Raw genomic sequence first — 26,089 nt, 5'->3', positions numbered from 1 at the left:
TCAGCCGAGGTCGACGACGAGGGGTCGGTGGTCGGAGATGGTGGAGCGGGGGGTGTGGACGGCGGTGACCGGGGGTAGCCGGTGCCGGCCGTGGGGGTCGGCGAGGATGTGGTCGAGTTGTATCCGGGGGGCGGTGGCGGGGTAGGTGGGGCGGCGGGCGAGGGGGTGCCAGCCGGTGAGGAGGCGGGCGGGGCCGGCGGGGAGGTTGAGGTCGCCGAGGAGGATGCGGGGGGCGGGTAGGGCGTGCAGGGCGCGGACGACGCGGCGGAGTTGGTGGGCGTTCCAGCCGGGGACGAAGGAGAGGTGGGTGGCGGCGACGGTGAGGGGGCCGTGGGGGGTGTCGAGGACGGCGGCGAGGACGACGCGGGGTTCGTCGCGCAGGAGGACCAGTCCGCCGCCGGGGCCGGGGAGGTAGAGGGGTGAGCGGACGGGTGCGGGGGTGAGGCGGGTGATCTGCCAGGTGCGGACGGGGTGGCGGCTGATCAGGCCGATGCCGTAGCAGGGTTCGCCGTGGCCGTCGTCGTCGTGGCGTAGGGGGCGGAAGTGTTCGCCGGGGGTGCCGACGACGGCGGCGGCGAAGCGGTGTTCGGGGGCGTCGAGGGCGCGGGCGGCGATGGCGGTGAGGTCGTGGTGGCCGCTGCGGGACTGGTCGCGGTCGACTTCCTGGAGGGCGAGGATGTCGGCGTCGAGGGCGTGGACGGCGGCGGTGAGCCGGTCGGGGTCGACGAGCCCGTCGGTCAGGGAGCGGCCGTGCAGCAGGTTGAAGGTCGCCAGGCGCACCTGTGCACCCTACGTCCGTGGCAGAGTTACCGGATGATCAAGTTGTTGTGTTGTTCGGTGTTGGTGTTCGTGGCGCTGGGTGGGGTGGGGGTGTGGGTGCGTCGGCGGCGGGGGCGGTGAGGTGGGCCACCCGGGCGGGCGGGTGGTGGTGGGTGGTGGGAAGAATGGCGGCCCGTGGATCCTGTGTCGTTGATCGGTCTGCTCGTTGCCGCGGCCCTGGCTGGTGGGGTCGACGCGGTGGTGGGTGGGGGTGGGTTGTTGTTGTTGCCGGCGTTGTTGGTGGCGGCGCCGGGGGTGCCGGTGGCGACGGCGTTGGGGACGAACAAGTTGGCGGCGATCGCGGGGACGTCGACGGCGGCGGTGACGTTCGCGCGGCGGACCCGGGTGGACTGGGTGGTGGCGGGTCCGGCGGCGGGGGTGGCGGTGGTGTGTGCGGGGTTGGGTGCGGGGTTGGCGGGTGCGGTGCCGGCGTCGGCGTACCGGCCGGTGGTGTTGGTGGTGTTGCTGGTGGTGGCGTTGTTCGTGGTGGTGCGGCCGCGGTGGGGGGCGGTGCCGGTGCCGGGGCGGCGGACTCCGGTGCGGATGGTGGTGGCGGTGGTGGTGTGTGGGGTGGGGATCGCGGTGTATGACGGGTTGATCGGTCCGGGGACGGGGACGTTTCTGGTGGTGGCGTTCACGGTGTTGGTGGGGGCGGATTTTCTGGGTGGTTCGGCGATGGCGAAGGTGGTCAACGCGGGGACGAATCTGGGGGCGTTGGTGGTGTTCGCGGCGACCGGGCACGTGTGGTGGTGGTTGGGGTTGGCGATGGCGGTGTGCAACGTGGCGGGGGCGGCGGTGGGGGCGCGGTTGGCGTTGCGGCGGGGTGCGGGGTTCGTGCGGGTGGTGTTGCTGGTGGTGGTGGCGGCGTTGGTGGTGAGGCTGGGGTACGACCAGTGGTGGGCCGGCTGAGCGTGCGGTGGCGCCCGGCCGGCCTCGCGCTGGGTCAGGCGTGCCGGACGACGGTGTCGTAGTCCAGGCGGGGCAGGCGGGGGTGCCAGGCGTCGGGGCCGGGGTGGCCGATGTTGACCAGGAGCAGGGATTTCCAGCCGGTGCCGGTGAAGAACTCGGTGTCGACGCCGGCGGCGTCGAAGCCGCCCATGGGGCCGGCGGCGAGGCCGGCGGCGCGGACGGCGAGCAGGAAGTAGCCGACCTGGAGGCCGGCGTTGAAGCGGGCCATGCCGTCGCGGGCGGTGGGGTCGGCGGCGAAGTGTTCGCGCATGCCGGGGCGGACGGGGAAGAGGGTGTCGAGGTGTTCGTGGAAGTCGGTGTCGGCGGCGAGGACGGCGACGACGGGGGCCTGGGCGGTCTTGGCCCGGTTGCCCTCGGCGACGTGGGTGAGGAGGCGGTCGCGGCCGGCGCCGGGGCGGACGAACAGGACCCGCAGGGGTTGGACGTTCATGGCGGTGGGTGGGTACTTGGCGAGGTCGAAGATGGCGCGGAGCTGGTCGTCGCCGACGGGGGTGTCGGTGAAGGTGTTGGCGGTGCGCGCCTCGGTGAAGAGTTGGGCCTGGGCTTCGGGGCTGAGGGTGATCAGTTGGTCGGGCAGGACGTCGGTCATGGGGTGCCTCCGGTCGGATCGAATGTGCTGCGGCCACGATAGCAGCTAGTTTTTTCGTAGTCGCTAGGGTGAGGTGTGGACCACGTATGCTGGACCGATGACGACGTGTTCCCCGATCGACGACGGGCCCCGCGCCTGCCCGGGGGGCCTGTCCCGCGCGTTCGCGTTCCTCGGCAAGCGGTGGAACGGGATGATCCTCGGCACCCTCGCCGCCGGCCCGGCCGGGTTCGCCGAGCTGACCCGGGCGCTGCCGGGGATCAGCGAGTCGGTGCTGTCGGACCGGCTCGGTGAGCTGGCCCGGGTCGACCTGGTCCGCCGCACGGTGCGCGAGGGTCCGCCGGTGGGGGTCAGCTACCAGCTCACCGAGCGGGGCGCCGCCCTGCTGCCGGCGTTGGACGCGCTGGCCCGGTGGGCCGACGAGAACCTTCCCGCCGTTCGCTGCTGACCGGCGGCGGTGGCATGCCGTCCCCCGGGCGGCCGGTCAGCGGCGGCGGGGTGAGTCGAACCGGCCGGCGCGGATCTCCCGCAGGGCCCGGCGGCGCACGTCGCCGTGCAGGGTGTCGACGTAGAGCCGGCCGGCGAGGTGGTCGGTCTCGTGCTGCAACGCGCGGGCGAGAAACCCGCTGCCGGAGATGGTCAGCGGGTCGCCGTGCCGGTCGACGCCGTGCACGGTGGCGTGCAGGGCGCGGCGGGTCGGGAAGTACAGCCCGGGGATGGACAGGCAGCCCTCGTCGTCGTCCTGGGTCTCGTCGGACAGCTCGATGGTGGGGTTGATCAGGTGCCCGCGGTGGCCGTCGGCGTCGTAGACGAACACCTGGGCGTCGACGCCGATCTGCGGGGCGGCGACACCGGCCCGGCCGGGTGCGCCGAGCAGGGTGTCCATCAGGTCGTCCACGAGCTGCTGCAACGCGGCGTCGAAGCGGGTCACCGGGGTGCAGGCGGTGCGCAGGACGGGATCACCGATGATCCGGATCGGGCGTACGGTCATGACCGGAAGGCTATCGGGGGGCCGTCGGGGGCGTCACGTCGGCGCTCCGGTGGGCGATCAGGGCGGCGATGCCGTCGAGCACGCGGGCCAGCCCGAAGTCGAACGCGCGGGCCGGGTCGGTGGCGGCCTGGTACTCCTCGCCGGCGGCGGCGCCGACCCGGGCGGCCGTCGGGAAGCGGGCCGGGTCCATCACCTTCTCCAGGTACGGGGCGTGCGCCCGCCACCACTGTTCGTCGGTCAGTCCGGTGTCCCGGGCGGCCCGGGCGGCTTCGACCGCGCCGCGTACCGCGCCGTGCACGTAGGAGTCGACGAGGGTGACCACGGCGTCCATCTCCAGGTCGGTCAGGCCGATGCCCTCGACGGCGCGCAGTTCGTAGTCGTAGCGGGCGGTGACCTGCGGGCCGAGCGGAGGGCGGGTGGTGGCGACCTGCAACAGCCACGGGTGGCGCAGGTACAGCGCCCAGGTGTCGCGGGCGATGCGTTCCAGCCGGCCGCGCCAGCCGCCGGGGACGTCGGCCGGGCGGGGGGTCTCGCCGTGCACGGTGTCGAGCATCAGGTCGAGCAGTTCGCCCTTGCCGGGCACGTGGGTGTAGAGGGACATGGTGCCGACGCCGAGGCGTTCGGCGACCCGGCGCATGGACAGCGCGGCGAGGCCGTCGGCGTCGGCGACCTCGATGGCGGCCCGGACGATCCGGTCGACGCCGAGGTCGCCGCCGCGGCTGGCCCGGTCCCGGGTGCGCCAGAGCAGGGCGAGGCTGCGGGCGGGGTCGCCGGTGCCGCTGTACTCGACGTGCATGCGGCCAGCCTAGCCGTATGGTGTACGGCCGGTGGGGTCAGCCGGCGGCGAGCAGGACGCGCAGCGGGGCGGCCTTGGCCGCGGCCTCGGCGACCTCGGCGGCGGGGTCGCTGTCCCAGGTGATGCCGCCGCCGGCCCACAGGTGCAGCCGGTCGCGGTCGGCGGCGGCGGTACGGATGGTCAGGCCCAGGTCGAGGTGGCCGGGGCCGACCCAGCCGAACGCGCCCATGCCGGCGCCCCGGCCGACGGGTTCGACGGCGGCGATCAGGGTCAGCGCGGCCTGTTTCGGGGCGCCGGTGACCGATCCGCCGGGGCAGGTGGCGCGCAGCAGGTCGGTCAGGCCGGTGCCGTCGGCGAGCGCGGCGGACACCGTCGACTCGGCCTGCCACAGGTCGCACCAGCGGCGGACGGCGAACAGCTCGTCGACGGTCACCGAGCCGGTGCGGGCGATCCGGGCGAGGTCGTTGCGCTCCAGGTCGACGATCATGATGTGTTCGGCGCGTTCCTTGGCCGAGGCGAGCAGGTCGCGCCGGCCGGCGGCGGTGGCCGGGCGGGTGCCCTTGATCGGGCGGGTGACGACCCGGCCGGCGTGCACCGCGACCAGGGTCTCCGGTGAGGCGCAGCCGATCGCCCAGCCGTCGCCGTGCAGGGTGCCGCCGTAGCGGGCGCCGGGCAGGCCGGCGAGGCGGGCCAGGGCCGGACGCGGGTCGCCGGTGTATCCGGCGGCGGCGTGACCGACCACGTTGACCTGGTAGACGTCGCCGCGGCCGATGGCGGCGCGGACGGTGCGGACGGCGTCGGCGTGCTGCCCGGTGGTCCAGCTGTCCCGCCAGGGGGCCAGCCGTAGCCGGCCGGCGGCCCGGCGGGTGGGACCGGCGGGGCGGGCGGTGGCGTGGTCGTAGACGACGACGGCCACGTCGGGCAGCTGGGGGGCCGGGCTGGGCGGGCCGGTGGGTGCGCCGGCGATACGGGCGCCGGCGGCGGCGGAGACGAACAGGGCGGCCCCGCAGGGGCCGTCGGGGCGGTGGGTGGCCGGGCGGGTCAGGTCGTCGACCGGTAGACCGTGCGCGGTGAGGAAGCCGGCGATCTGCGCGGCCGGATCACCACCGTCGGTGAGGCGCCACTCGTAGCGGTCCCGTTCGACGAGCACGCTGCGGCAGCGGGCCGGCACTCCCGGTACGTCCACCGCCACCGTTGGGAGCGTTTCCACGCCAGGTGGACCATTGCCGCTCATCCGTTCAGCGGATTTCGGGGCGACATGACGGAAGCCCGCTCGATCCGACGCGCGATCCCTTGGTACTGTGCGTCACTGGTCATGTGAACCATGACACAGTGCCCCCACAGTCCGGAGAACCCGATGTGCCAGCACCAGATCACCTGTCCCTCCGCCGAAGCGACCGACCGGGACGCCGCCCGGGTCATCGCCTGCTTCCCTGAGCAGGGCTGGAGCCTGCTCTGCAACGGTGTCATCGTCTTCGAGGACACCGGCGAGCTCCTTCCCGACGGCAGCACCATCGCCCCGCACCGCGGGCCCGCCCGGCACGCGCTCGTCGCCTGACCCACCGACGGGTCACCTGACCTGCTCACCGTGCGTGGGCAGGCCACCCCAGGCTAGCCCCCGGCAGGGAGCTGCCCTCCCCCGGTCGCCGCACCGGGGCGGCACGTCCGCCGCCCCGGCACCGCGCCTCAGTCCTGGAACGCCTCCGGCGCCGGACACGAGCAGACCAGGTTCCGGTCGCCGTACGCGCCGTCGACCCGCCGCACCGGCGGCCAGTACTTCCCCGCCCGGTCCACCCCACCCGGATACGCCCCCACCGACCTCGGATAGGGGTGCGGCCACTCGTCGGCCGACACCATCGCCGCCGTGTGCGGGGCATTGGCCAACGGGTTGTCCCCCGCCGGCCACCCACCGGAGGCCACCGTGTCGATCTCCGCCCGGATCGCGATCATCGCGTCGCAGAACCGGTCCAGCTCGGCCAGGTCCTCACTCTCGGTCGGCTCCACCATCAGCGTCCCCGCCACCGGGAACGACATCGTCGGCGCGTGGAACCCGTAGTCGATCAGCCGCTTGGCCACGTCGTCGACACTCACCCCGGTCGCCTTCGACAGCGGCCGCAGGTCCAGGATGCACTCGTGCGCCACCAGGCCCTTGTTGCCGGCGTACAGCACCGGGAAGTGCTCCCGCAGCCGCACCGCCACGTAGTTCGCCGCCAGCACCGCCACCCCGGTCGCCCGGGTCAACCCCGCCGCGCCCATCATCCGCAGGTACGCCCACGGGATCGGCAGAATCCCCGCCGACCCGTAACGGGCCGCCGCGATCGCCGGCGCACCCGGCACCCGCTCACCACCCGGGTCACCCGGCAGGTACGCCGCCAGGTGCGCCCGCACCGCCACCGGACCCACCCCCGGCCCCCCACCGCCGTGCGGAATGCAGAACGTCTTGTGCAGGTTCAGGTGCGACACGTCCGCCCCGAACCGGCCCGGCTTGGCGAACCCGACCAGCGCGTTGAGGTTCGCCCCGTCGACGTACACCTGACCACCGGCGTCGTGGACCTTCGCGCACAACGAGGCGATGCCCGTCTCGTACACCCCGTGCGTCGACGGGTACGTCACCATGATCGCCGCGAGGGCGTCCCGGTGCTTGTCGATCTTCGCGTCGAGGTCCACCAGGTCGACGTTGCCGTCGGCGTCACAGCCGACCACCACCACCCGCATCCCGGCCATCACCGCCGACGCGGCGTTCGTGCCGTGCGCCGACGACGGGATCAGACACACGTCCCGGTGGGTGTCCCCCCGGTCCCGGTGGTAGGCGCGGATCGCCAGCAACCCCGCCAACTCCCCCTGCGACCCGGCGTTGGGCTGCACACTGACCGCGTCGTACCCGGTCACCTCCGCCAGCCAACCCTCCAGCTGCCCGACCAGCTCCCGGTACCCGACGGTCTGCTCGTCCGGGGCGAACGGGTGCAGATGCGCGAACTCCGGCCAGCTCACCGGCTCCATCTCGGTGGTCGCGTTGAGCTTCATCGTGCACGACCCCAACGGGATCATCCCCCGGTCCAGGGCGTAGTCGAAGTCCGCCAACCGGCGCAGGTACCGCAGCATCGCCGTCTCCGAATGGTGACTGCGGAACACCGGATGGGTCAGGAAAGCGGTGTCCCGCGCCAACCCCGCCGGCAGCTCCACCGCGACGTCCCCGACGACCGGGTCGACCCCGAACGCCGCCCACACCACCTCCAGGTGCGCCACCGTCGTCGTCTCGTCACACGACACCCCCACCCGGTCGGCGTCCACCAGCCGCAGGTTCACCCCCCGCTCCCGCGCCGCCGCCACCACCGCCGCCGCCCCACCGGGCACCACCGCCGTCACGGTGTCGAAGAACGCCACGTCCGCGACCTCGACGCCGCCGGCACGCAGCCCGGCCGCGAGCCGCACCGCCATCCCACGGGTACGCCCGGCGATCCGCCGCAACCCCTCCGGCCCGTGATAGACGGCGTACATGCCGGCCATCACCGCCAGCAGCACCTGCGCCGTGCAGATGTTGCTGGTCGCCTTCTCCCGCCGGATGTGCTGCTCCCGGGTCTGCAACGCCAACCGGAACGCCGGCTGACCGGCCGCGTCCCGCGACACCCCGACCAGCCGGCCCGGCAGCATCCGCTCCAGACCGGCCCGCACCGCCAGGTACCCGGCGTGCGGACCACCGAAGCCCATCGGCACCCCGAACCGCTGGGTGGTGCCCGCCGCGATGTCCACCCCGATCCGCCCCGGCGCCCGCAACAGCGTCAACGCCAACAGGTCCGCCGCCACCGTCACCAACGCCCCGACCGCGTGCGCGGCGTCCACCAGCGGCGCATGGTCCCGGACCGCACCGGACGCCCCCGGATACTGCAGGTGCAGTCCGAAGAACTCCGCCGGCAGCTCCTGCACCGCCAGGTCGAGCACCCGCACCTCGATACCGAGCGGCTCGGCCCGGCCCGCGAGCACCGCCACCGTCTGCGGCAACGTGTCCGCGTCGACCACGTACACCGGGCTGCCGCTGCGCGACGCCCGCCGCGCCAGGGTCATCGCCTCCGCCGCCGCGGTCGCCTCGTCGAGCATCGACGCGTTCGCCGTGGCCAGCCCGGTCAGGTCGGTGACCATCGTCTGGAAGTTCAGCAACGCCTCCAGCCGGCCCTGGCTGATCTCCGGCTGATACGGGGTGTAGGCCGTGTACCAGGCCGGATTCTCCAACACGTTCCGGCGGATCACCGCCGGGGTGTGGGTGCCGTGGTAACCCAGGCCGATCATCGACACCGCCACCGTGTTACGGGCGGCCAGGCTCCGCAGCTCGGCGATCGCCTCCCGCTCGCTGGCCGGCGCCGGCAGGTCCAGGGTGCCGTGCCAGCGGATCACCTCGGGGATCGCCGCGTCCATCAGCTCGTCCACGGAGCCGTACCCGACGACCTCCAACATACGGCGCTCGTCGTCCGGGCCGGGACCGACGTGCCGGTCGGCGAACTGCTCTACGGTCATGCGTGCGCTCCAGACTCCAGGGGGCGAGGTCGACGGATCGGCCTCCCCCTGAGTCACGCCGCAGGGCGCTCCACAGTGCCTGCCCGTCGCGGTCCTTCTGCCTGAGAGGTTCCGGGGAGAATCTGCCCCTTCGGCGCCGCCCGGATACTGCTGGGCGATCTCTCCCGCGCGGGTGGTGTCGGCATGGTCAACGCTACCAGCGTCGCTGTTACCGGCGGATGTCGTACCCCCGCCCGGCCCCGGGAACGACGGGTCAGCACGCCACCGGACCCGCCGCCGACACCGCAGGCCCCGGCCCGACGGCGGCGACCCGGTCCGCCAGGGCCGGCAGCACCCGCCCCAACGGGGCGTCCACCCGCAGCGCCGCATAACCGTCACCCCGGGTGACACCCTGGTTGGCGATCACCACCGGAATGCCCCGCCGCGCCGCCCGCACCACGAACCGCCGCCCCGACAGCACCGTCAGCGACGACCCCACCACCAGCAACGACCGGGCCTGCTCGACCATCCCGAAACACCGCGACACCCGGTCCGCCGGCACCGTCTCCCCGAAGAACACCACGTCGGGCTTCAGCATCCCCCCGCACGACCCGCAGTCGACCGGACGGAACCCGGCCACCCCGTCGTCGTCGAGATCCACGTCACCGTCCGGCCGCACCGCCCCCACGGGCGCGGCGAAACCCGGATTCGCCGCCGCCAGCCGCCGGTCCAGCTCCCCCCGCGCGGTACGGTCACCGCAGTCCAGGCACACCACCGCGTCGAGGCGGCCGTGCAGCTCCACCACCCCCCGGCTACCCGCCGCCGTGTGCAGACCGTCGACGTTCTGGGTGATCACCCCGTCGACCAGCCCGGCCGCCTGGAGCCGGGCCACCGCCCGGTGCCCGTCGTTCGGGACGGCCCGCGCGATCGTGCGCCACCCCAGATGGCTCCGCGCCCAGTACCGCCGCCGGGCCACCGCCGAACGGGTGAACGTCTGGTACGTCATCGGAGTGTGCCGACGGGCCACCCCGGTCGGCCCCCGGTAGTCGGGAATACCCGACTCGGTGGACAACCCCGCCCCGCTGAGCACCACCACCCCACCGGCGGCAACCAGGGCGGCCAACGCGTCGATCGTCTCTGTCACCCGTCCATGCTGCCTCGGCCACCGCCCCGACGGCGAACCACCACCGTCAGACCCGCCAACCCGCGACCCGACGACCGGTCAACCGCCCAGCACCACCCGCAACTGGGCGCTCACCCCACCCGCCGCCGCCGCGTCCGCCCGCAACTGCTCCGACTGCGCCGACAGGTACGCCTGCCACCGGTTCAACTGCTGCTGCGCCGCCGCCACCGCCGCCAACGCCGCCGCATGCCGCTCCTCCAACGCCTGCAACTGCCCGGCCAACTCCGACGACCCGGCACCAGCCGACACCACACCCGACCCGCCCACCGCCGCGGCCCGCCGGTGCGCCTCCGCCACGATCTCCTCCGCCTGCCGACGCGCATCGGCGATGATCTCCGCACCCTCCGCGCTGGCCTCACCGACCGTCCGGTTCGCCTCGTCCTGCGCCCGCATCGCCAACTCGACCGTCATCGGATCCGGCCCCTGCGGCGCACTGCTCGGCAACGTCCCGTGCCGCAGCATCTCCACCTGACTCAGCAGCCCCTGGTTCTCCCGCCGCTGCCGCTCCAGCTCCGCCGTCAACACCCCGATCCGGTCATCCGCCGACCGCACCACCGACGCCACCTCGTCCGCGGACAACCAGTGACTACCCCGGAACCGCCGCTCCTCCAACACCGCCAACTGACGGGCCACCTCACCCGGCTCGACACCGGCCCGATCCCCGCTCACCGCGCACCCGTCCCACTGAAGTCACGCACCACACCCGCCGCGGCCTCCGCCAACGGCGGATACCGCGAATGGTCATAGCTCTCCGTCAGAATCCGATCCGGCTCCACACCCGACCGGACCAGCATCGTCACCGTCTCCCGGGTCATCTCCGGACTCCCACACACCAGGACCTCCGTATCCGCCCACGGCCCCAACCGCAGGGCCGTGTCACCGGCCCGCCCCACCGCACCCCGCCACCCCCACCCCGACTCCACCGTCGGCACATACCGCAACCACCCCGCCCCACCACCGTGCCCACCCGCCGCCGGCATCGCCACCAACCGCGACAACGCCGGCTCGTCATACAGATCGTCCGGGGTCCGCCCGCCCACCACCAACGTCGTACGCCGCCCCGTACCCTGCTGCACCGCCTCCGCCACCGCCCGCAACGGCGCCAACCCCGTCCCCCCGGCGATCAACAACAACGGCGACTGCGGCGCCCGGTCGTACGACGCCAACGCCGTCCCCGTCGGATGCCCCAACAACAACGACTCACCCGCCCGCAACCGGCGCACCAGATGCGTGGAGAACCGCCCCGTCGCCCGCACGTGGAACTCGATCGTCCCGTCCGCCCGCGGCGCGTTCGCCGGCGACAGGTACCGCCAGGTCCGCAACTGCGGCACCTGCACCGGCAACGACTGACCCGGCCGGTACGCGCACAGGTAGTTCGGACGCACCGTGAACACCACGATGTCGGCCCGCCGCCGCTCCGCCGTCAACACCTCCGCCTCCCAGTGCGGCGGCGACGTCCGCTCCGCCTCCGCCGCACCCTCCAGCATCAGCTTCGCCACCAGCTCGTACGCCGCCGCCCACTGCGCCCGCAACGCCGGCGTGAAGTACGGGCCGAGGAACCGCTCCAACGTCGCCAGCAACGCCTGACCCACCCAGATGTAATGCCGCTCCCCCAGCACCACCGGATGGCCCCGCTGGTCCCGACCGTGGAACCGACGATGGTCGGCGCCCAACCGCTGCGCGAACACCGCCAACGCCTCCGGATCGTCCAAACTGGTGATGATGTGCCCCAACGCCGCCAGAAGCTTGTCCTCCTGGTACTGCATGTTCGTCGGGAACATCGACCGCGCCTCCGGCGCCACCACGAACAACGTGGCATAGAAATACTTCGCCGCCTCCGGGCCGGCAGCGGAGAACTGGCCCCAACTCTGGCGCAACGCCGCGCTGTCCATCCTCAGTCCTCCTGCGCGCGGGCCAGGGCGTGACGCTCACGCAACGTCATCTCCACCACACCATCCGGTTCGTACGCGCGGTCAGTCTGCCAGAGATTCGGATTCGGAACCCGGGTGTCGTAGTAGCGATGGTGCACCGCGTGCAACGCCGCCCACCCCACACTGCCGTTGAGCCACGACCAGTCACCGTGCACCGGCCGACCCGCCCGCTCCTCCTGCGCACAGAACTTCATGAACAACTCCGACTCGGTGTGCGGATCGGACACCCGCACCCCCGCCACCCGGAACGAGTGCAGCACCGCCTGGTTCAACACCAACGCCGCATGCTCCCGCCAGAGGGTGTCCTCCCGCGACGTGTCCAACCCCAACCCCGCCGCCACCACCGGCAACTGGTCGTAGCGGTCCCGGTCGCCCATGTTGCGGGTGCCGATCTCGTCACCCAGATAGTGACCGTTGAACGGCGCGCAACTGTAGTCGACCCCGCCGATACGCAGACGCATGTTACTGATCACCGGCAACGCATGCCACCGCAGCATCAGGTCCGCGAACCACGGATGGTCCGGATGGCTCAACGCCACCTCCCGCACCAGCTCCCGCGGCACCTCCCACACCGTCGGCGACTCGTGCGCCGTCTCGATCACCCACGGCACCAGGTCGAACCGCCCCGGCACCGGCGGCGGACGCCACCCCAACCGCCGCGCCGCCAGGACCATCCCCACCTGCCCCGGATCCCCCAACACCGACCCGTCACCCCGCGGATGACCGCAGTACCGCACCAACTGGTCGTTCCAGATCCGCGCCCTCGGCCCCACCCCCGGCCGGTCCGGCGCGAACACCGTGATCACCGACTGGATCCGGCCACCGTTGTCCCCCGCCGCCAGATGCGCCGCCAACTCCTCCGCGATACCCGCCGCCGTCGTCACGTGCCGACGGTCCCGGACCCGCAACCCCGCCCACCGCACCCGCCCGACACACCGCGCCGACTGCCGCCACGCCACCCGCGCCCCGTACACCAGCTCCTCCCGCGTGTGCCGGTACGAACCGGTCAACGCGATCTCCTCACGCACCTCCGCCAGCCGCGCCGCCAACCCCGGCACCCGCTGCTCGGCGTGGAACGCGTCGAGGAACTCCACCGCCTCCGCCGCCACGTCCGCACCGGTACCGGCCGGCTCACCCGGAGGCGGCGGGGCGGTCACCGGACAACGTGGCCCGACAGCGTGCTCGGCGACGGCACCGCCGACCCGCCCGGAGCCCAGGCCGACATAGTGATCAGTGTGCACTTCGGTTCGTTTCCCGTCCTCGGCGCGACCGCGGCTGCGATCCCCGCACCATGGTCCACGCATCAGCTCGACGCCACCACCAACAGTCACTCACCGTGACCGACCGGTGTCCTAGGTGATCGCCCTGGACAGGATTCCTGGCACCACCACCGCTGTCAACACCACGAACCGCACCGTAAACGTCCATCCTGGACAACCATCCACCCGCCGACCCGACAACAACTGCCCAGGTCACGACGCACGTCGATACGACACCTGTCAGTACCCGCAGACGACAGCGCCGCGGCCGGAATCCGGCCGCGGCGTCCCACCCACCCCGATCAACCCGCTCTACGCCGCGCCCGCCGCGCCGCCAACTCGTCACCCACCACACCGGACGACGGACCCTCCGCAGCCCCCTCCACCCCCTCGGAAGCCGCCACCCCACCACCAGCCACCGCCGGCTCCGCCGGCAGATGCGACAACGAACCCTGGATCTCCTTGAACGCCCCACCGATCGCGATCCCGAACACCCCCTGGCCCCCCTGCAACAGGTCGACCACCTCCTCCGGAGACCGGCACTCGTACACCGTCGTCCCGTCCGAGATCAGCGTGATCCCCGCCAGGTCCTCCACCCCCCGCGACCGCAACGCCTCGATCGCCTTACGGATGTTCTGCAACGACACACCGGCATCCAACAACCGCTTGACGACCTTCAACACCACCAGGTCCCGGAACGAGTACAGACGCGACGTCCCCGAACCCGACGCGTCCCGCACACTCGGCACCACCAGCGTCGTCCGCGCCCAATAGTCCAACTGACGGTAACTGATCCCCACCGCATGACACGCCGTCACGCCCCGGTAGCCGACCGCACCATCACCGTCCACCGGCACCGACGACGACCCCACCGACGACTCGCCCCGCTCCACAACTGGCTCAGGATCCCGCGGCTCGTGCATCCCGACAACCTCCCCGTCAGTGCGGCGACACACCGTTTCCCACGACGTGCACCCCTCGACACGGCAACACTAACGCCGCACCAAGGGGTTACCACGGAGAAACCGCCGCGACACGCCGCGCGACGAGCGGCCCGGGTCGCCCCGGCCGGCACGGGGCGACGACACACCACACCACCGGCACCGCCACCACGGCACCCACACCAGGCCCACGATCAGCCGGCGAAATCCTCCGGACGCACCTGCTCCAGGAACTCCCGGAACTTCTCCACCTCGTCCTCCTGCTCGTCGGGAATCACGATCCCCGCCTCACCGAGGACCTGCTCCGCACAACGAATAGGCGCACCCACCCGCAACGCCAACGCGATCGAATCACTCGGCCGGGCGGACACCCGCACCCCGTCACCCAGCAACAGATCAGCGTAGAAGACGTTCTCCTTCAACTCGGTGATCTCCACCGCCTGCAACGGCGCCTTCAACGCCGCCAGCACGTCCCGCAACAGATCATGCGTCAACGGCCGGGCCGGCTTGACCCCCTGCTGCTCGTAGGCGATCGCCGTGGCTTCCACCGCACCGATCCAGATCGGCAGATAGCGGTCACCCTCGACCTCCCTGAGCAGGACGATCGGCTGGTTGCTGGGCAACTCCACCCGAACCCCGACCACGCTCAGCTCGCGCACCGCCGCCTCCGTGTCGTTGTCACCTACACCCGCACCGCGCCCTGTCCCTGCACGGTACACGGACCTCGACCCGGCCGCCCCACCCGCACCAGCACAGCAACCGCGCCGCAGAAGGGTTACCCCGGCAAGCGTACGACACGCTTCCCGGGGCAGAACCTTCCGCACACACCACACCGCCGGCACCCGGGGGCCACCCTCACCGACCCAACGTCGACCGCAACCCCACCCGCACCAACGCCGCATGCAACTGCTGCGACAACGCCACCAACTCCCGCGCCGTCTCCGCCGCCCGCGCCCGCGCCGCCGGATCCGACTGCCGCGCCAACGGCGCCACCAACTGCGCAAACAGACCGATCTCACGATCCGCCGACGACCGGTAACCCCGCAGATGCCGAGGCTCCAACCCGTACGCCGCCAACCCCGCCACCGCCTGCGCGATGATCAACGCATCCGCGTCGTACCACCCCGGCGGATCCGGCACCAACACACCCAACCGCTCCAGCTCACCCAACGTCGCCTCGGCGATCCCGCTCCGCGCCACCAGATCGGCCCGCCCGAGCCGCACCGGCGACTCAGGCTCCTCCACCGACCGGCCCGGCACCTCACCACCAGGACCCACCGCCACCAACGTCGGCCGCTGACGCCCCGACGCCCCGTCGTCACCGTCCCACTGCGCCAACTGCTCACGGATCACCCGCAACGGCAGATACTGGTCCCGCTGCGCCGTCAGCACGAACCGCAACCGGGCCACGTCGTCCCAGCTGTACTTCCGGTAACCCGCCGCCGTCCGCTGCGGCTCCACCAGGCCCTCGGCCTCAAGGAACCGCAGCTTCGAAATCGTCACGTCCGGAAACTCCACCCGCAGCTGACCCAACACCTCACCGATACTCATCAGCGGGTGCGACCGGGCCGCCCCGGACGGCATGGAGGCCGCAGGCTCGTTCACCCCCGGCCGGCCTCCTCCTCCGGGCGAGGACCGGCGATGAAGACCACCCGGAACTTACCGATCTGCACCTCGTCGCCATTGCTCAACGTGGCCGCCTCGACCCGCTCCCGGTTCACGTAGGTGCCGTTCAGGCTCCCCACGTCCCGCACCGTGAACGTCCCCGAATCCCGATGGAACTCCGCATGCCGCCGGGACACCGTCACATCATCGAGGAAGATGTCGCTGTCCGGATGCCGTCCACTCGTCGTCACATCGTGGTCCAACAGGAACCGGGCACCCGCATTCGGGCCCCGACGAACCACCAGCAGCGCCATACCCGGCGGCAGCGAGCCGGACATCCGACTCGGCACCACATCGGTGTCCGGACCCTCCAGCACTTCGTCCAGCGAACCGAGATTGAGCGTCGAAGTGACGTCGAGCGGGGGGAACTCGTCGCCTGGGCGCGTCATGGGACCACCTCACGGATCAGTTCGGTCAGCGTCAGGAAGACGGCGGGTATGGCCGCCGGGCAGAACACACACCCGGCGGCTGGCTCCCCGTGCCCAGGTAGGCAATCACCCGACGCACAACCATTTTGGGGTTCTCGGTCGACTGGGCGAGCCTAGCCAGCGCCGAAATGCAGGGCAACCGGACGCGCGGAGAACATCACCCGCGCCCGGCACGACACCACTCAGCTCTCGGTGAGCTCACGGTACGCGTCAGCGGACAACAAACCCTCCACCGCCGCCGGATCCGCCGGCGCTATCTCCACCAACCAGCCGGCGCCGTACGGATCCGAATTGATCACCTCAGGTGAATCACCCAACGCCTCGTTCCGCGCCGTCACCGTGCCACCCACCGGCGCGTAGATCTCCGACACGCTCTTGGTCGACTCGATCTCACCCAACGACTCACCGGCCGCCACCACCGCACCGGAGTCCGGCAGCTGGACGAACACGATGTCACCCAGCGCATCCTGCGCGAAATGGGTGATACCGACCCGGACGGTGCCACCCTCGACACCCACCACCCACTCGTGCTCGGCGGTGTAACGCAGATCCTCAGGAATCACCAGCGCGTCCCTCATCCATCGGTGCACCGGGACCACCCGGCGCGGCCGCGCCGGTCAGGAGACCGGACGGGCGTGTTCCAGCTTCAACGGCGCGTGCAGCGCCGAAACCTCGGCAACCTCACGATCCTCGACGCTCACGTTACCGCCGTCACCGCGAACCGATGCGGCCACCCCGCCCGGAATGTTCAACGCGGTACGCATCGTCTCCGGATCCCCGATCACCGTGATCGTGAACGGACCCGTCAACGCCCGCCCGTCCACCACCAACACGTCCCCCGGCCCGTCCAGGAAGTACGTCGACGCGATGATCCGCGCCGACGCCCGATCCCCACCCGAGATCTGCATCGCCTCCGCGCCCGCACCCCGCAACTCCTGCACCGCGTCCAACACCCGGTCCGCCCGGATCGGCTTACCGCCCGGCTCGAACCGCACCGCCAGACCCGGCCCCCGCGCCGGCAACGTCCCCGCCAGGATGCCCAACTCGTCGGCCCGCTTCGTCGCCTCCTCCAACGCCGCCTGCCGACCCTGCTCCCCCGAACGCAACTGCCGCTGGCTGTCCTCCAGCGCCTCGATGTCCTGCTGCAGCCGCTTCTCCCGGGAATCCAGATCCGAGAAGATCCGCACCAGGTCCTCCTGCCGGGTCGCCGCCAGCGTCGGATCCGTCGAGGTGGTCTTCAACTGCACCACCAACGTGAAACCCAGCAACGCCAACAACGCCGCGATCATCACCGTCGCCGAGGACACCCGCCGACCCGCGACCCCCGACCCGGCCGGCGACACCCCGGAACCCGCCGCACCCTCCCCGGACGGCGACGCCACCTCCGCCAGATTCACCGTCGCGCCGTCGTCGTCACCGGACTCCACCGGAACGTCCGACGACGGCGCGTCCGGCACCAACGGACTCAACTCGTCCGCGTCCGGCGCGTCCGGACGCGGATCCGGCTCACCCGCCGGCACCGGCACCGCCGGCTGCGGCCACCCGGTACCCGTCTCCCGATGCTCGTCGCTCACGCCACCAACCTACGCCCGGAACAGGTGCCGGCGGATCGCCGCCACGTTTCCGAAGATCCGCACACCCAACACGACCACCACCCCCGTGGACAACTGGCCACCCACCCCCAACTGGTCACCCAGATACACGATCAACCCGGCCACCAGCACGTTCGAGATGAACGACACCACGAACTGCTTGTCGTCGAAGATCCGGTCCAACTTCGCCCGCACCCCACCGAACACCGCGTCGAGCGCGGCCACCACCGCGATCGGCAGATACGGCTGCAACGCCGCCGGCACCGTCGGATCCAGGTAGATCCCCAGCACCACACCGGCGAGCAACGCCAACACGGCGATCATCGGACACCTCCGGAGGGGCTGGAAGACGGACCGGACGAACCCGGACCCGCCGGCGACGGACTCGGACTGACCGACGGCTCCGCGTAGCGTAGCCGCGGCTCCGGAGCGGCCGGCAGCGTGAGGTCGTCCACCTCGCGGACCTCGAACGACAGCCCGGTGTCCCGGGCCACCCGACGCATCAGATACGCCGACCGACTGTCGTCGAACCGGTCCCGCAACGACCGCGGCCCGATCGCCGACACCTCGTACGGGCTCGTCACCGGACGGAAGTCCACCAGGATCGCCGCCCCCGCCGAGCGGATCGTCGACGTCGCCGTCAACCGCTGGCCGTTGATCGAGATCGCCTCCGCGCCCGCGGCCCACAGGTCGTTCGCGATCTTCTGCAGATCCGAGTAGATCACCCGCGACGGTCCGGCCCCCGAATCGCCGCCCACCGCACCGTCGTCCGACGCGGGCGCGTCGGCCAACCGCACCACCACCCCGTCACCCCGCACCCGGCCGAGCCCCGTACCGGCCTCCAGGTTGCGCAACCGGGCCGCCTGCGAGCCGCTCAACGCCGCGTCCCGCTGCCGACCGACCTCCTCGCGCAGCCGTCCGGCCCGCGCGGTCATCGCGTCGGTCTCCGCCTCCCGCTGCTTGATCTGCGTGACCAACGCGGCCCGCGCCTGACTCCGGCTCGGCTCGTCGGCCATCGTCTCCCGGTACGCCACCGCGAACAGGAAACCCACCGCGGCCACCACCACGACCGCCACCGCCCGCGCGGAGGCGCCCCGCCACCCGGTCGCCGCAGGGGTCTCCCGCCGCCGGGCCGCCGCGTCGGCGTAGCCCGGATCCAGCGGGTTCTGGAACAGCTCGGTGAGGAAGTCCGGGGTGAACAACCGCACCGGCGGCTTCGACCCGTCCTTCGGCGCGCTCACGTGGCGGCTCCCGGCCGCACCGCACGCACCAGCCGGGTCGCCTGCACCACGTACATCGCGCCGGCCACCCAGTAGAGCACCAGACCCCACCAGGCCAGCCCCCAGCCGACCGCCCCGGCGGTCGTCGCCGTCACCGACGTGGTGGCCGCCGCCAGCAGCAGCACCGGGAAGGCGGCCAGGATCAGGAAGGTCGCGGTCTTGCCGACGTAGTGCACCGGCGGCGGGCCGTAACCGTACCGGCGCAGCACCCCCAACGAGCCGAGCAGCAGCAGCTCCCGGGCCAGTAGCGCCGCCGTGAACTGCCACGGCACCACCTCGCGGGCGGTGAAGGCGAGCAGCGTGGCGAGGATATAGAGCCGGTCGGCCAGCGGGTCGAGCAGCTCACCGAGCCGGCTGACCTGGCCGAGCCGGCGGGCGATCCACCCGTCCACCCAGTCGGAGGTGCCGCCGGCGGCGAGCACCACGATCGCCGCCACGTCCGCCTCCACGACCAGGAACAGCCAGAGGAACACGGGTACGCCGAGCAGCCGGACGAAGCTGATCAGGTTCGGCAGCGTGAGCACCCGGTCCGTGGCGGTCACGGCACCGTCCACCGCACGCGGACGTGCCGCCCGAGCCGGCCGACGCGACACCGAACCTCCCTCCGCAGCACGCTGCCGGTGCCCGCTCGGGCACCACGGTCAGTCGTGCGCTACCGGACCGGCGGGTGCCGGCGTCTCGGTGATCCCGGGCCGGGACCTCCCCCTGATGTGGTCCGGGTGGTCGACGGCCCGGACCGGCAGCCACTATATCGGGCGCTTTCCGGTGCCCGGTGGGGTGCGCGGGTTCCGGGTGTCCGGGCGTGTTGTGCGGTGGGTCACCACCGTTAAGGCATCCTAGGACACTAGTGGAGCCGTCGCCCGGTACGGCTCACGCGGTGCGCGCCGCCGTGTCGGCCGGTGAAGGCGAGGTCCCCGACGCCGCCGCCTGACCGAACGCCAGCAGCGCCAGCAGCAGCTCGTGCTGGGCGCGCGGCGGCATCCGGTCCAGCACCTCCTGCACCGCCCGGTGCCGCCGCTCCCGGACCTCCCCCAGCAGGGTCACCGCCGCGGCGGTGAGCACCAACCGCACCTCACGCCGGTCCCGCGGATCGGGGGTACGGCGCAGCAGGCCGGTGGCCTCCAGCCGGTCGCAGAGCCGACTCGCCGACGACGGCACCACGTCCAGCAGCTCAGCCAGCCCGTTGACGTTCGTCTCCGGCCGGTCCCTGATCAACGCGAGCACCCGTAGCTGGGTCGGCGGCACCGTCACCTGGTGACGCGAGGTCGCGGAATCGAGCACACCGACGAAGGCCTCGGCCGCGGCCTCGATCGCCACGGCAAGATTCGGAGGTCGATCCACCCGCTGTCCCCCGCGATTCTCCGCTGTCGTGTGTCGCTGACGGCCGATCATCGTTCGCGCCGCCCGCACCAGTCCAGGCACACGACGACGGCATCGTCACGGAGATCGGTGTCGGCATGATATGCGAACAGCTCGCGCATCACCGTACCAACCGCTTCCGGCGCCGGTTGCAACCGCGTCGAGCGCATCGCCCGGGCCATCGTCCGCTCACCGTAGGCCTCCTGGCCACCGGGTCGTGCGTCGTACACGCCGTCGCTGACCACGAAGAGGCGGTCGCCGGGCAGCAGGTCGAACTCCTGCACGGTGTACCGGGTCTCGGCGAACATGCCCAGCGGCAGCTGCTGCTCCAGGGCGATCCGCTGCACGGTGGTCCCCCGCAACCGCAGTACGCGCGGCGAACCGGCGTCCACCGCCCGGGCCCGACCGGTGGCGGTGTCCACCGACAGCAGCAACGTGGCCACGTGCCGGTCCCCCCGGTGCTGGTAGAACAGCGTGTCCGAGGCCAGTTCGGCCTGCTCCACCAGGCCACCGCCCGAACGCCGCGCGTTGCGGATGGCGTTGACGGTGAGCGCGGTGAGCATCGCGGCGGCCAGCCCCGTGCCGGCCCCGTTGAGGACGGTGAGGGTGAGCCGCCCGGGATCGACCGACCAGTCGAAGTGGTCACCGCCGACGCTGTACGCCGGCTCGAGCTGCCCGGCCAGCAGGAAGGCCTCGTCGGTGACGCTGCGCCCCGGCAGCAGGTCCCACTGCATCTCGGCGGCCATGCTCAGCCGTTCCCGACGGCGGGTGCGGCGGTACCGGTCGGTCTCCCGGTCGGCCGCCCGCAACGTGGTGGCCAGGTCGACGGCCAGGTCGGCGAGCACGTCCTGGGTCGGGCGGTCCGGGGTGTCGGTCAGCTCGACCAGGAGGACCCCGAGCCGCTCGCCCCAGACGGTCAGCGGCACCCACACCCGGCAGTGTCCGCCGTCGTGCGGGTCGAGGACCGGTTGCTGGCTGCTGAAGCAGCGCGGTGCGCCACCCTGGCCGCTGAGGGAACCGGCCGACAACTCCGGGTCGAGCACCGACCACAGCCCGCTGATCCGGTAGTCGGCCAGGAAGACGTCGACCCGCACGGCGGCGAGCACGGACCGCAGGGCCCGGTCGACGGCCTCCACCAGTCGGTCCGGTGCCGCCTCACGTAGCGCACGCGACATCGCTGCGAGCGCATCCGGCATGTGTGTTCCCCTCCGAGATTCTTGCTACAGGGCAAGCATCATACGGAGCGGTCGGCCCGCTCCGGTCCGGGGCCGGGCCGGACGACCACGCCCCGCCCCGGCCGCCGCGGCGCCCCTGGCCGGTGCCCGGTCGCGGTATCGGCCCGCCGGCCCCGACCGGCGGCGATACTGACGCAGGCGGGAGGTGCACGGGGTGGACTCGGCGAACGGCGCGGCGGTCGTGGTGGGCGTGGACGGCTCGGAGTCGGCGCTGCGCGCCGTCCGGCTGGCCGCGGCGGAGGCGATCCGGCGGCACCTGCCGCTGCGGGTGGTGCACGCCTTCATCTGGCCCCTGCTGCGGGTGCCGGTCGACCCGGTCGCCGGGAACCCGCCCGGCGGCGGGCTACGCCGCCAGGCGGAGAAACTGGTCGAGCAGGCGGTGGCCGCCGCACGGGCGGTCGACCCGGGCCTGCCGGTGACCGGTGAGATCATCGACGGTGAGGCCAGCGCGGTGCTGCTGGGCCGGTCCCCCACCGCGGCGACGATCGTGCTGGGCGAGCGGGGCCTCGGCGGGTTCACCGCCCTGCTGGTCGGCTCGGTGGCGATCCAGGTCGCCACACACGCCGGCTGTCCGGTGCTGGTCGCCCGGGGTGAGGAGCACGCCGGTGGCCCGGTGGTGGTCGGGGTCGACGGTTCGGCGGCCTCTCCCGCGGCGGTCGAGTACGCCGCCGCGCAGGCGTCCGCCCGGGGCGTCCGGCTGCGGGCCGTGCGCGCCTACACCCATCCGGCCACCCGCCGCCCGGGGGACATCCAACCCCTGGTGTACGACGAGGCCCGGCTGCGCGACGAGGAGGCACAGGCGCTCGCCGAGAGCCTCGCCGGGCTGGCCGAGCGCCACCCCGACGTCCCGGTGGACCCGGAGCCGGTGCCCGCCCGGCCGGTCGCCGCGCTGGTCGAGGCGTCCCGGCGGGCACAGCTGGTGGTGGTCGGCGCCCGGGGCCACGGCGAACTCGCCGGCCTGCTGCTCGGTTCGGTCAGCCACCGGGTGCTGCACCACAGCGCCTGTCCGGTCGCGGTGGTGCGCGCCCCCGGCCCGGGCCGCGACGGGACCGGGCCGGCGGTGGCCGGGTAGCCGGCCGGGCACCGCCCCGGCGGCCGACCGCGGACCGGGGCTCCCGTCGCCCACCCGAGGCCCGGCAGGGTGCCGCCCGGCCCGGATCGACCCCGGGCCGGGCGGCAGGTCGGGTGGTCGGCACCGCGCCGACACGGCGGCGGGGGTCAGCCCCGGTCGCTGTGGTCGTCGGCGCTCGGCCGGCCCGGACCGTACGGGGAGGCCTGGCCGCGCGGTGTCCGTCGACCCCGGTCCCCCGGCGAGGTGGACCGGTGGGCGGGGTGACCGGCGACGCCGGGCCCCTTGCTGTCCTGCACGGTCGCGTTGTTCCCGTCGCGCCGCATCTCGGGCTGCTGCACGTTCGTCACGGGTGTCTCCTTCCGGACCGACGGGCACGGTGCTCCGCGCCCGTCGGCGGGTTACCCGGCACCGGCGGGCGCATGCGGCCCCGGGTTGCCGTCACCGGACAGGGCTGAGGTGCGACAGGACGGGTACCACCAGGTGATGGGGGACGACCGCCGGGTGGCCCGGACGCTGTTGGACCGGCAGGGCCGCACCTACGCCGAGGAGGCCGGCATCACGCTGGCCGACCGGCCCGCTCCGCTGTACCAGCTGCTGGTGCTCACCACGTTGCTGAGCACCCGGATCCGGGCCCGGGTCGCGGTCGCCGCCGCCCGGGAGCTGTTCGCCGCCGGCTGGCGTACCCCGCAGGCGATGGAGGCGGCCGGCTGGCAGGAGCGGGTGGACGCGCTGGGACGCGGGCACTACCGCCGCTACGACGAGCGGACCGCGACGATGCTGGGCACCGGGGCCCGGCTGTGCCTGGAGCGCTGGCACGGTGACCTGCGACGGCTGCACCGGGAGGCCGGGGGCGAGCCGGCGGCGCTGCGGCGCCGGCTGACCGAGTTCCCCGGCATCGGCCCGACCGGGGCGGACATCTTCCTGCGGGAGGCGCAGACGGTCTGGTCGGACCTCCGCCCGTACGCCGACCGGCGCACCCTGACCGGCGCGAAGCGGCTCGGCCTGCCGGCCGACCCGCACGGGCTGGCCGGGCTGGTCGCCGGGCCGGACTTCGGGCGGCTGGCGTCGGCGCTGGTCCGGGTGGCGCTCGGCGAGGAGTCCGCGGGTGAGGTGACCCGGCTGGCCACGACGCCCCGCTGACCTGCCGTGCCGGGCCGCGGACGGCTCAGTCGACCGGTTTGTTGCCCGCCGGCTTGGTCAGGTGCCAGACGAGCAGGGCGGCCAACAGGGCCAGCAGCACCACCCCACCGGACACCCCGCCGTCGCCGGTGGAACGACCGGTCACCCCGAAGTAGATCACCGCCAGGCCGGCGAGCACCGCCAGGAACGTCCGTACTCCTCGGTCCTTCACGTCCCGCACGGTACGAGCGGAATCATCAGGAACCAGGCGTATCGGACATGGTTCCCCCGTCCGGGCGACGGGTGCCGACCCGCCGGGGACTGATCCACCGCCGCACCCGGCGGGTCAGACGGTCTCCAGGTCGTCCAGGGAGATCGCGTGCGTCATCAGCCAGCGGGCCAGCGCCGCCATGCCGAACAACCACAGCGGCGCGCTCTCGGTGGGGCCGTTGGTGGCGAAGATGGCGAACCGCAGGTCCGGTGCCCGGTAGGCCTCGATCCGCCAGCGATGGTTCCGGTCCCGCCAGACCGCCGAAGGGTCCATGGCGTCACGGTAGGCGACCCGGGGCCGGCGGGAGGGCGGTTCGGCAGCGCACCGGCGACCGGCGACGGGCCGGTCAGCCCGACCCGACCACCTCGCGGGCGTCGTCGGGCAGCCGACGGGTCACCCCCCGCCGGTCCAGCAGCTCCAACAACGGCACCGCCACCCGACGGGTGGTGTCCAGGGCCTGCCGGGCGGCGCTGAGGGTGAACGGCTGCGGGAGCCGGGCGAGCACCCGTACCGCCTCGTCGGCCGCGTCGGGCAGCAGCACCACGTTCTCCGCCAGCCGCAGCAGCGCGCCGGCCCGTACGGCGGCACCGACCTCGCGGGGCCCCAGTCCGAGAGCGGTGAGCCGGTCGGCCTCCGGAGCGCGGAACGGGTGGGCGGCGTACTCGCGGCGGACCCGGTCGACCGCGCGGGCCACCGGCTCGGGCAGCCCGAGGTCACCGACGCCGATCCGGCCGGCGCGCAGCGTCAACGGCGGCCGGACCAGCGCCTCCACCAGCGCCCGGTCGGGCAGGCCGAGCCGTCGCCGCAGCGCCTCCACCGGGGCTCCGGGCTCCAGGGGATGTGCACCGGCCCAGGCGGTCACCTCCTCGACCAGCCGGACGCCGAGCTGCCGCCAGTGCCCGGGGTCGGCCAGCCAGTCCCCGACGACCGGGGCGACGTCACCGGTGACCCCCATCCGGGTCAGCTCGCCGGCCCGCACGAGCCGGCGGCGACGCAGCTCCCCGGCCAGGTCGGGCCGGCCGTGCAGGCCGGTGAGGACGGCGGCGCGGGCGGCGGCGGCACCCCGGCGGGCCAGCGGCGGCGGTGCCACGTCCAGCACGGTCACCCCGCCGCAGACGTGGTGCCGGCCCGGATCCCGCAGCAGCGCCCGGTCCCCGACCAGCAGCGGCAGCGGACGGGCCAACCGCAGCCGCAGGGTGTCCCCGCCGAGCGGCCGGACCCGCGCCGGCACGGCCGCCGAGCCGACGTGCAGCGTCAACGTCGCCGGCAACTCAGCCGCCGGGTCACCGGCCAACCGCACGTCGAGCAGGTCGGTGCGGCCGAACGCGTCCGGGGTGAGCAGCGCGTCGCCCCGGCCGAGCCGGTCCCGGGGCACCCCGCGCAGGTTGACCGCCACCCGGGCCACCGCCGTCACCTGCTGCTCGGCCGCCCCGAGCCGGTGCAGGCCCCGGACCCGGACCGGCTCGCCGGTGGTGGCCAGTGCCAGCTCGTCCCCGACCCGCAGCCGGCCCCCGCCGAGGGTGCCGGTGACCACCGTGCCGCTGCCCCGGATGGTGAACGCCCGGTCGATCCACAGCCGCACCGGCTGGTCGACCTGCGGCGCGGGCAACCGGCCGACCAGCCGGCCCAGGGCGGCCCGCAGCTCCGGCAGGCCGACGCCGGTGACCGCGCTGACCGCCACCGACTCCACCGTGCCCAGCGACGTCGCCGCGAGGTGCGCGCGGGCCTGCGCCGTCGCCGGTCCGGGGTCGGCCAGGTCCGCCCGGGTCACCACCAGCAGGCCGTGCGACACCCCCAGCGCGTGCAGGGCGGCCAGGTGTTCGGCCGACTGCGGCATCCACCCCTCGTCGGCGGCCACCACGACCAGCACCGCCGGCACCGGCCCCACCCCGGCCAGCATGTTCGGCACGAACCGCTCGTGCCCCGGGACGTCCACGAAGGCGATCGTGCAGCCGGTGGGCAGGGTGGTCCAGGCGAAGCCGAGGTCGATGGTCATCCCCCGGCGGCGTTCCTCCGCCCACCGGTCCGGTTCCATCCCGGTCAGCGCCCGGACCAGGGTGGACTTGCCGTGGTCCACGTGCCCGGCGGTGGCGACGACGTGCATC

General features: G+C 73.2%; 30 protein-coding genes and 1 riboswitch. Of the genes, 5 read left to right on the top strand and 25 right to left on the bottom strand.

Annotation, left to right across the window (positions count from 1 at the left end; all coding sequences use genetic code 11):
* Positions 1-780 (bottom strand): endonuclease/exonuclease/phosphatase family protein, encoded by a 780-nt coding sequence (locus GA0070623_RS03530; protein WP_089003894.1) that lies wholly within the window; start codon positions 778-780, stop codon positions 1-3.
* Between the two features lie 174 nt (positions 781-954).
* Between GA0070623_RS03530 and GA0070623_RS03525 the strand changes: the two genes are divergently transcribed.
* Positions 955-1,728 carry a sulfite exporter TauE/SafE family protein gene (locus GA0070623_RS03525; protein WP_089003893.1) on the top strand — a complete coding sequence of 258 codons (774 nt, stop codon included), beginning with the start codon at positions 955-957 and terminating at the stop codon, positions 1,726-1,728.
* 34 nt (positions 1,729-1,762) lie between these two features.
* Here GA0070623_RS03525 and GA0070623_RS03520 read toward each other — a convergent pair whose 3' ends face one another.
* The gene (locus tag GA0070623_RS03520; protein ID WP_067311542.1) at positions 1,763-2,377 is read right to left on the bottom strand and encodes a malonic semialdehyde reductase; all 615 of its coding nucleotides are present in this window, start codon (positions 2,375-2,377) and stop codon (positions 1,763-1,765) included.
* A gap of 97 nt (positions 2,378-2,474) precedes the next feature.
* Here GA0070623_RS03520 and GA0070623_RS03515 point away from each other — a divergent pair, with 97 nt between their 5' ends.
* Positions 2,475-2,822 (top strand): winged helix-turn-helix transcriptional regulator, encoded by a 348-nt coding sequence (locus GA0070623_RS03515; protein ID WP_067311540.1) that lies wholly within the window; start codon positions 2,475-2,477, stop codon positions 2,820-2,822.
* A gap of 36 nt (positions 2,823-2,858) precedes the next feature.
* Here the strand turns inward: GA0070623_RS03515 and def are convergent, their stop codons facing one another.
* Genes def through GA0070623_RS03500 form a run of 3 tightly spaced genes read right to left on the bottom strand, consistent with a single transcriptional unit; the run spans position 2,859 to position 5,395 of the window.
* The gene (gene def / locus GA0070623_RS03510) at positions 2,859-3,365 is read right to left on the bottom strand and encodes a peptide deformylase (RefSeq protein WP_067311537.1); all 507 of its coding nucleotides are present in this window, start codon (positions 3,363-3,365) and stop codon (positions 2,859-2,861) included.
* A 10-nt stretch (positions 3,366-3,375) separates the two neighbouring features.
* Positions 3,376-4,161 (bottom strand): TetR/AcrR family transcriptional regulator, encoded by a 786-nt coding sequence (locus GA0070623_RS03505; RefSeq protein ID WP_067311535.1) that lies wholly within the window; start codon positions 4,159-4,161, stop codon positions 3,376-3,378.
* Between the two features lie 37 nt (positions 4,162-4,198).
* A complete protein-coding gene (locus GA0070623_RS03500) occupies positions 4,199-5,395 on the bottom strand; it encodes a chorismate-binding protein (protein WP_067311532.1) in 1,197 nt (398 codons plus the stop codon).
* 123 nt (positions 5,396-5,518) lie between these two features.
* Here GA0070623_RS03500 and GA0070623_RS03495 point away from each other — a divergent pair, with 123 nt between their 5' ends.
* Positions 5,519-5,719, top strand: coding sequence for a DUF5999 family protein (locus tag GA0070623_RS03495; protein ID WP_067311530.1), 201 nt, complete (start codon positions 5,519-5,521; stop codon positions 5,717-5,719).
* A 128-nt stretch (positions 5,720-5,847) separates the two neighbouring features.
* Here GA0070623_RS03495 and gcvP read toward each other — a convergent pair whose 3' ends face one another.
* From gcvP to GA0070623_RS03415, 16 genes are all read right to left on the bottom strand, one after another.
* Positions 5,848-8,670 (bottom strand): aminomethyl-transferring glycine dehydrogenase, encoded by a 2,823-nt coding sequence (gene gcvP / locus GA0070623_RS03490; protein ID WP_067311528.1) that lies wholly within the window; start codon positions 8,668-8,670, stop codon positions 5,848-5,850.
* A gap of 79 nt (positions 8,671-8,749) precedes the next feature.
* A riboswitch (glycine riboswitch) is annotated at positions 8,750-8,847 on the bottom strand.
* A 76-nt stretch (positions 8,848-8,923) separates the two neighbouring features.
* Entirely contained in the window at positions 8,924-9,793 is an 870-nt protein-coding gene (locus tag GA0070623_RS03485) for an NAD-dependent protein deacetylase (protein ID WP_067311525.1), read from the bottom strand.
* A 78-nt stretch (positions 9,794-9,871) separates the two neighbouring features.
* Positions 9,872-10,501 (bottom strand): SPFH domain-containing protein, encoded by a 630-nt coding sequence (locus GA0070623_RS03480; protein WP_067311522.1) that lies wholly within the window; start codon positions 10,499-10,501, stop codon positions 9,872-9,874.
* Entirely contained in the window at positions 10,498-11,724 is a 1,227-nt protein-coding gene (locus GA0070623_RS03475; RefSeq protein WP_067311519.1) for a globin domain-containing protein, read from the bottom strand. Before GA0070623_RS03475 ends, GA0070623_RS03480 begins: the two co-directional genes overlap by 4 nt.
* A gap of 2 nt (positions 11,725-11,726) precedes the next feature.
* On the bottom strand, positions 11,727-12,920 hold the full coding sequence (locus tag GA0070623_RS03470; protein WP_067311515.1) for a nitric oxide synthase oxygenase: 1,194 nt from the start codon (positions 12,918-12,920) through the stop codon (positions 11,727-11,729).
* A 404-nt stretch (positions 12,921-13,324) separates the two neighbouring features.
* Positions 13,325-13,945 (bottom strand): MerR family transcriptional regulator, encoded by a 621-nt coding sequence (locus GA0070623_RS03465; protein WP_084261445.1) that lies wholly within the window; start codon positions 13,943-13,945, stop codon positions 13,325-13,327.
* 212 nt (positions 13,946-14,157) lie between these two features.
* Positions 14,158-14,622, bottom strand: coding sequence for a bifunctional nuclease family protein (locus tag GA0070623_RS03460; RefSeq protein ID WP_067311512.1), 465 nt, complete (start codon positions 14,620-14,622; stop codon positions 14,158-14,160).
* 196 nt (positions 14,623-14,818) lie between these two features.
* Positions 14,819-15,514 carry a transcriptional regulator FtsR gene (gene ftsR, locus GA0070623_RS03455; RefSeq protein WP_172898487.1) on the bottom strand — a complete coding sequence of 232 codons (696 nt, stop codon included), beginning with the start codon at positions 15,512-15,514 and terminating at the stop codon, positions 14,819-14,821.
* A 50-nt stretch (positions 15,515-15,564) separates the two neighbouring features.
* Positions 15,565-16,017: an oxoglutarate dehydrogenase inhibitor Odhl gene (gene odhI / locus GA0070623_RS03450; RefSeq protein ID WP_067311506.1), complete on the bottom strand. Its 453-nt coding sequence runs from the start codon at positions 16,015-16,017 to the stop codon at positions 15,565-15,567.
* A gap of 221 nt (positions 16,018-16,238) precedes the next feature.
* Complete coding sequence (gene gcvH / locus GA0070623_RS03445; RefSeq protein WP_067311550.1) at positions 16,239-16,619, bottom strand: glycine cleavage system protein GcvH; 381 nt, start codon at positions 16,617-16,619, stop codon at positions 16,239-16,241.
* Between the two features lie 54 nt (positions 16,620-16,673).
* The gene (locus GA0070623_RS03440) at positions 16,674-17,630 is read right to left on the bottom strand and encodes a DUF881 domain-containing protein (protein ID WP_067311503.1); all 957 of its coding nucleotides are present in this window, start codon (positions 17,628-17,630) and stop codon (positions 16,674-16,676) included.
* Between the two features lie 9 nt (positions 17,631-17,639).
* Positions 17,640-17,972 carry a small basic family protein gene (locus tag GA0070623_RS03435; protein ID WP_067311500.1) on the bottom strand — a complete coding sequence of 111 codons (333 nt, stop codon included), beginning with the start codon at positions 17,970-17,972 and terminating at the stop codon, positions 17,640-17,642.
* A complete protein-coding gene (locus GA0070623_RS03430) occupies positions 17,969-18,889 on the bottom strand; it encodes a DUF881 domain-containing protein (protein WP_067311493.1) in 921 nt (306 codons plus the stop codon). The genes GA0070623_RS03435 and GA0070623_RS03430 overlap by 4 nt, the downstream gene beginning before the upstream one ends.
* A complete protein-coding gene (locus GA0070623_RS03425) occupies positions 18,886-19,521 on the bottom strand; it encodes a CDP-alcohol phosphatidyltransferase family protein (RefSeq protein WP_067311483.1) in 636 nt (211 codons plus the stop codon). Before GA0070623_RS03425 ends, GA0070623_RS03430 begins: the two co-directional genes overlap by 4 nt.
* A gap of 277 nt (positions 19,522-19,798) precedes the next feature.
* A complete protein-coding gene (locus GA0070623_RS03420; RefSeq protein WP_067311480.1) occupies positions 19,799-20,269 on the bottom strand; it encodes a MarR family winged helix-turn-helix transcriptional regulator in 471 nt (156 codons plus the stop codon).
* 47 nt (positions 20,270-20,316) lie between these two features.
* Positions 20,317-21,483 (bottom strand): PP2C family protein-serine/threonine phosphatase, encoded by a 1,167-nt coding sequence (locus GA0070623_RS03415; RefSeq protein WP_067311478.1) that lies wholly within the window; start codon positions 21,481-21,483, stop codon positions 20,317-20,319.
* Positions 21,484-21,676: 193 nt separating this feature from the next.
* On the opposite strand from GA0070623_RS03415, the gene GA0070623_RS03410 reads away from it, so the two are divergent.
* Positions 21,677-22,594 carry a universal stress protein gene (locus tag GA0070623_RS03410; RefSeq protein WP_067311547.1) on the top strand — a complete coding sequence of 306 codons (918 nt, stop codon included), beginning with the start codon at positions 21,677-21,679 and terminating at the stop codon, positions 22,592-22,594.
* A gap of 146 nt (positions 22,595-22,740) precedes the next feature.
* Here the strand turns inward: GA0070623_RS03410 and GA0070623_RS03405 are convergent, their stop codons facing one another.
* On the bottom strand, positions 22,741-22,941 hold the full coding sequence (locus GA0070623_RS03405) for a hypothetical protein (protein WP_067313114.1): 201 nt from the start codon (positions 22,939-22,941) through the stop codon (positions 22,741-22,743).
* A 136-nt stretch (positions 22,942-23,077) separates the two neighbouring features.
* On the opposite strand from GA0070623_RS03405, the gene GA0070623_RS03400 reads away from it, so the two are divergent.
* Positions 23,078-23,734: a hypothetical protein gene (locus tag GA0070623_RS03400; RefSeq protein ID WP_067313142.1), complete on the top strand. Its 657-nt coding sequence runs from the start codon at positions 23,078-23,080 to the stop codon at positions 23,732-23,734.
* Between the two features lie 25 nt (positions 23,735-23,759).
* On the opposite strand, the gene GA0070623_RS03395 is transcribed toward GA0070623_RS03400, so the two are convergent.
* From GA0070623_RS03395 to selB, 3 genes are all read right to left on the bottom strand, one after another.
* A complete protein-coding gene (locus GA0070623_RS03395; RefSeq protein WP_067313147.1) occupies positions 23,760-23,918 on the bottom strand; it encodes an amidophosphoribosyltransferase in 159 nt (52 codons plus the stop codon).
* A 141-nt stretch (positions 23,919-24,059) separates the two neighbouring features.
* Positions 24,060-24,257: a hypothetical protein gene (locus GA0070623_RS03390; RefSeq protein WP_067313116.1), complete on the bottom strand. Its 198-nt coding sequence runs from the start codon at positions 24,255-24,257 to the stop codon at positions 24,060-24,062.
* A 73-nt stretch (positions 24,258-24,330) separates the two neighbouring features.
* Entirely contained in the window at positions 24,331-26,088 is a 1,758-nt protein-coding gene (gene selB, locus GA0070623_RS03385; protein ID WP_067313119.1) for a selenocysteine-specific translation elongation factor, read from the bottom strand.
* Between the last annotated feature and the right edge of the window lies 1 nt (position 26,089).

Origin of the sequence: Micromonospora rifamycinica, from assembly GCF_900090265.1 — a bacterium.
Lineage (GTDB): Bacteria > Actinomycetota > Actinomycetes > Mycobacteriales > Micromonosporaceae > Micromonospora > Micromonospora rifamycinica.
Note: the sequence above shows the minus strand (reverse complement) of the source record. Positions and strands in the feature narration are given on the sequence as shown.

Coding starts and splice junctions, on each gene's coding strand:
- odhI (WP_067311506.1), bottom strand. CDS start 16,017: ATGACGCGCCCAGGCGACGAGTTCCCCCCGCTCGACGTCACTTCGACG.
- GA0070623_RS03500 (WP_067311532.1), bottom strand. CDS start 5,395: ATGAGCGGCAATGGTCCACCTGGCGTGGAAACGCTCCCAACGGTGGCG.
- GA0070623_RS03520 (WP_067311542.1), bottom strand. CDS start 2,377: ATGACCGACGTCCTGCCCGACCAACTGATCACCCTCAGCCCCGAAGCC.
- GA0070623_RS03390 (WP_067313116.1), bottom strand. CDS start 24,257: ATGGACCCTTCGGCGGTCTGGCGGGACCGGAACCATCGCTGGCGGATC.
- GA0070623_RS03465 (WP_084261445.1), bottom strand. CDS start 13,945: ATGCACGAGCCGCGGGATCCTGAGCCAGTTGTGGAGCGGGGCGAGTCG.
- GA0070623_RS03495 (WP_067311530.1), top strand. CDS start 5,519: ATGTGCCAGCACCAGATCACCTGTCCCTCCGCCGAAGCGACCGACCGG.
- def (WP_067311537.1), bottom strand. CDS start 3,365: ATGACCGTACGCCCGATCCGGATCATCGGTGATCCCGTCCTGCGCACC.
- GA0070623_RS03515 (WP_067311540.1), top strand. CDS start 2,475: ATGACGACGTGTTCCCCGATCGACGACGGGCCCCGCGCCTGCCCGGGG.
- GA0070623_RS03505 (WP_067311535.1), bottom strand. CDS start 4,161: ATGCACGTCGAGTACAGCGGCACCGGCGACCCCGCCCGCAGCCTCGCC.
- ftsR (WP_172898487.1), bottom strand. CDS start 15,514: ATGAGTATCGGTGAGGTGTTGGGTCAGCTGCGGGTGGAGTTTCCGGAC.
- GA0070623_RS03415 (WP_067311478.1), bottom strand. CDS start 21,483: ATGCCGGATGCGCTCGCAGCGATGTCGCGTGCGCTACGTGAGGCGGCA.
- selB (WP_067313119.1), bottom strand. CDS start 26,088: ATGCACGTCGTCGCCACCGCCGGGCACGTGGACCACGGCAAGTCCACC.
- GA0070623_RS03435 (WP_067311500.1), bottom strand. CDS start 17,972: ATGATCGCCGTGTTGGCGTTGCTCGCCGGTGTGGTGCTGGGGATCTAC.
- GA0070623_RS03400 (WP_067313142.1), top strand. CDS start 23,078: ATGGGGGACGACCGCCGGGTGGCCCGGACGCTGTTGGACCGGCAGGGC.
- gcvP (WP_067311528.1), bottom strand. CDS start 8,670: ATGACCGTAGAGCAGTTCGCCGACCGGCACGTCGGTCCCGGCCCGGAC.
- GA0070623_RS03475 (WP_067311519.1), bottom strand. CDS start 11,724: ATGGACAGCGCGGCGTTGCGCCAGAGTTGGGGCCAGTTCTCCGCTGCC.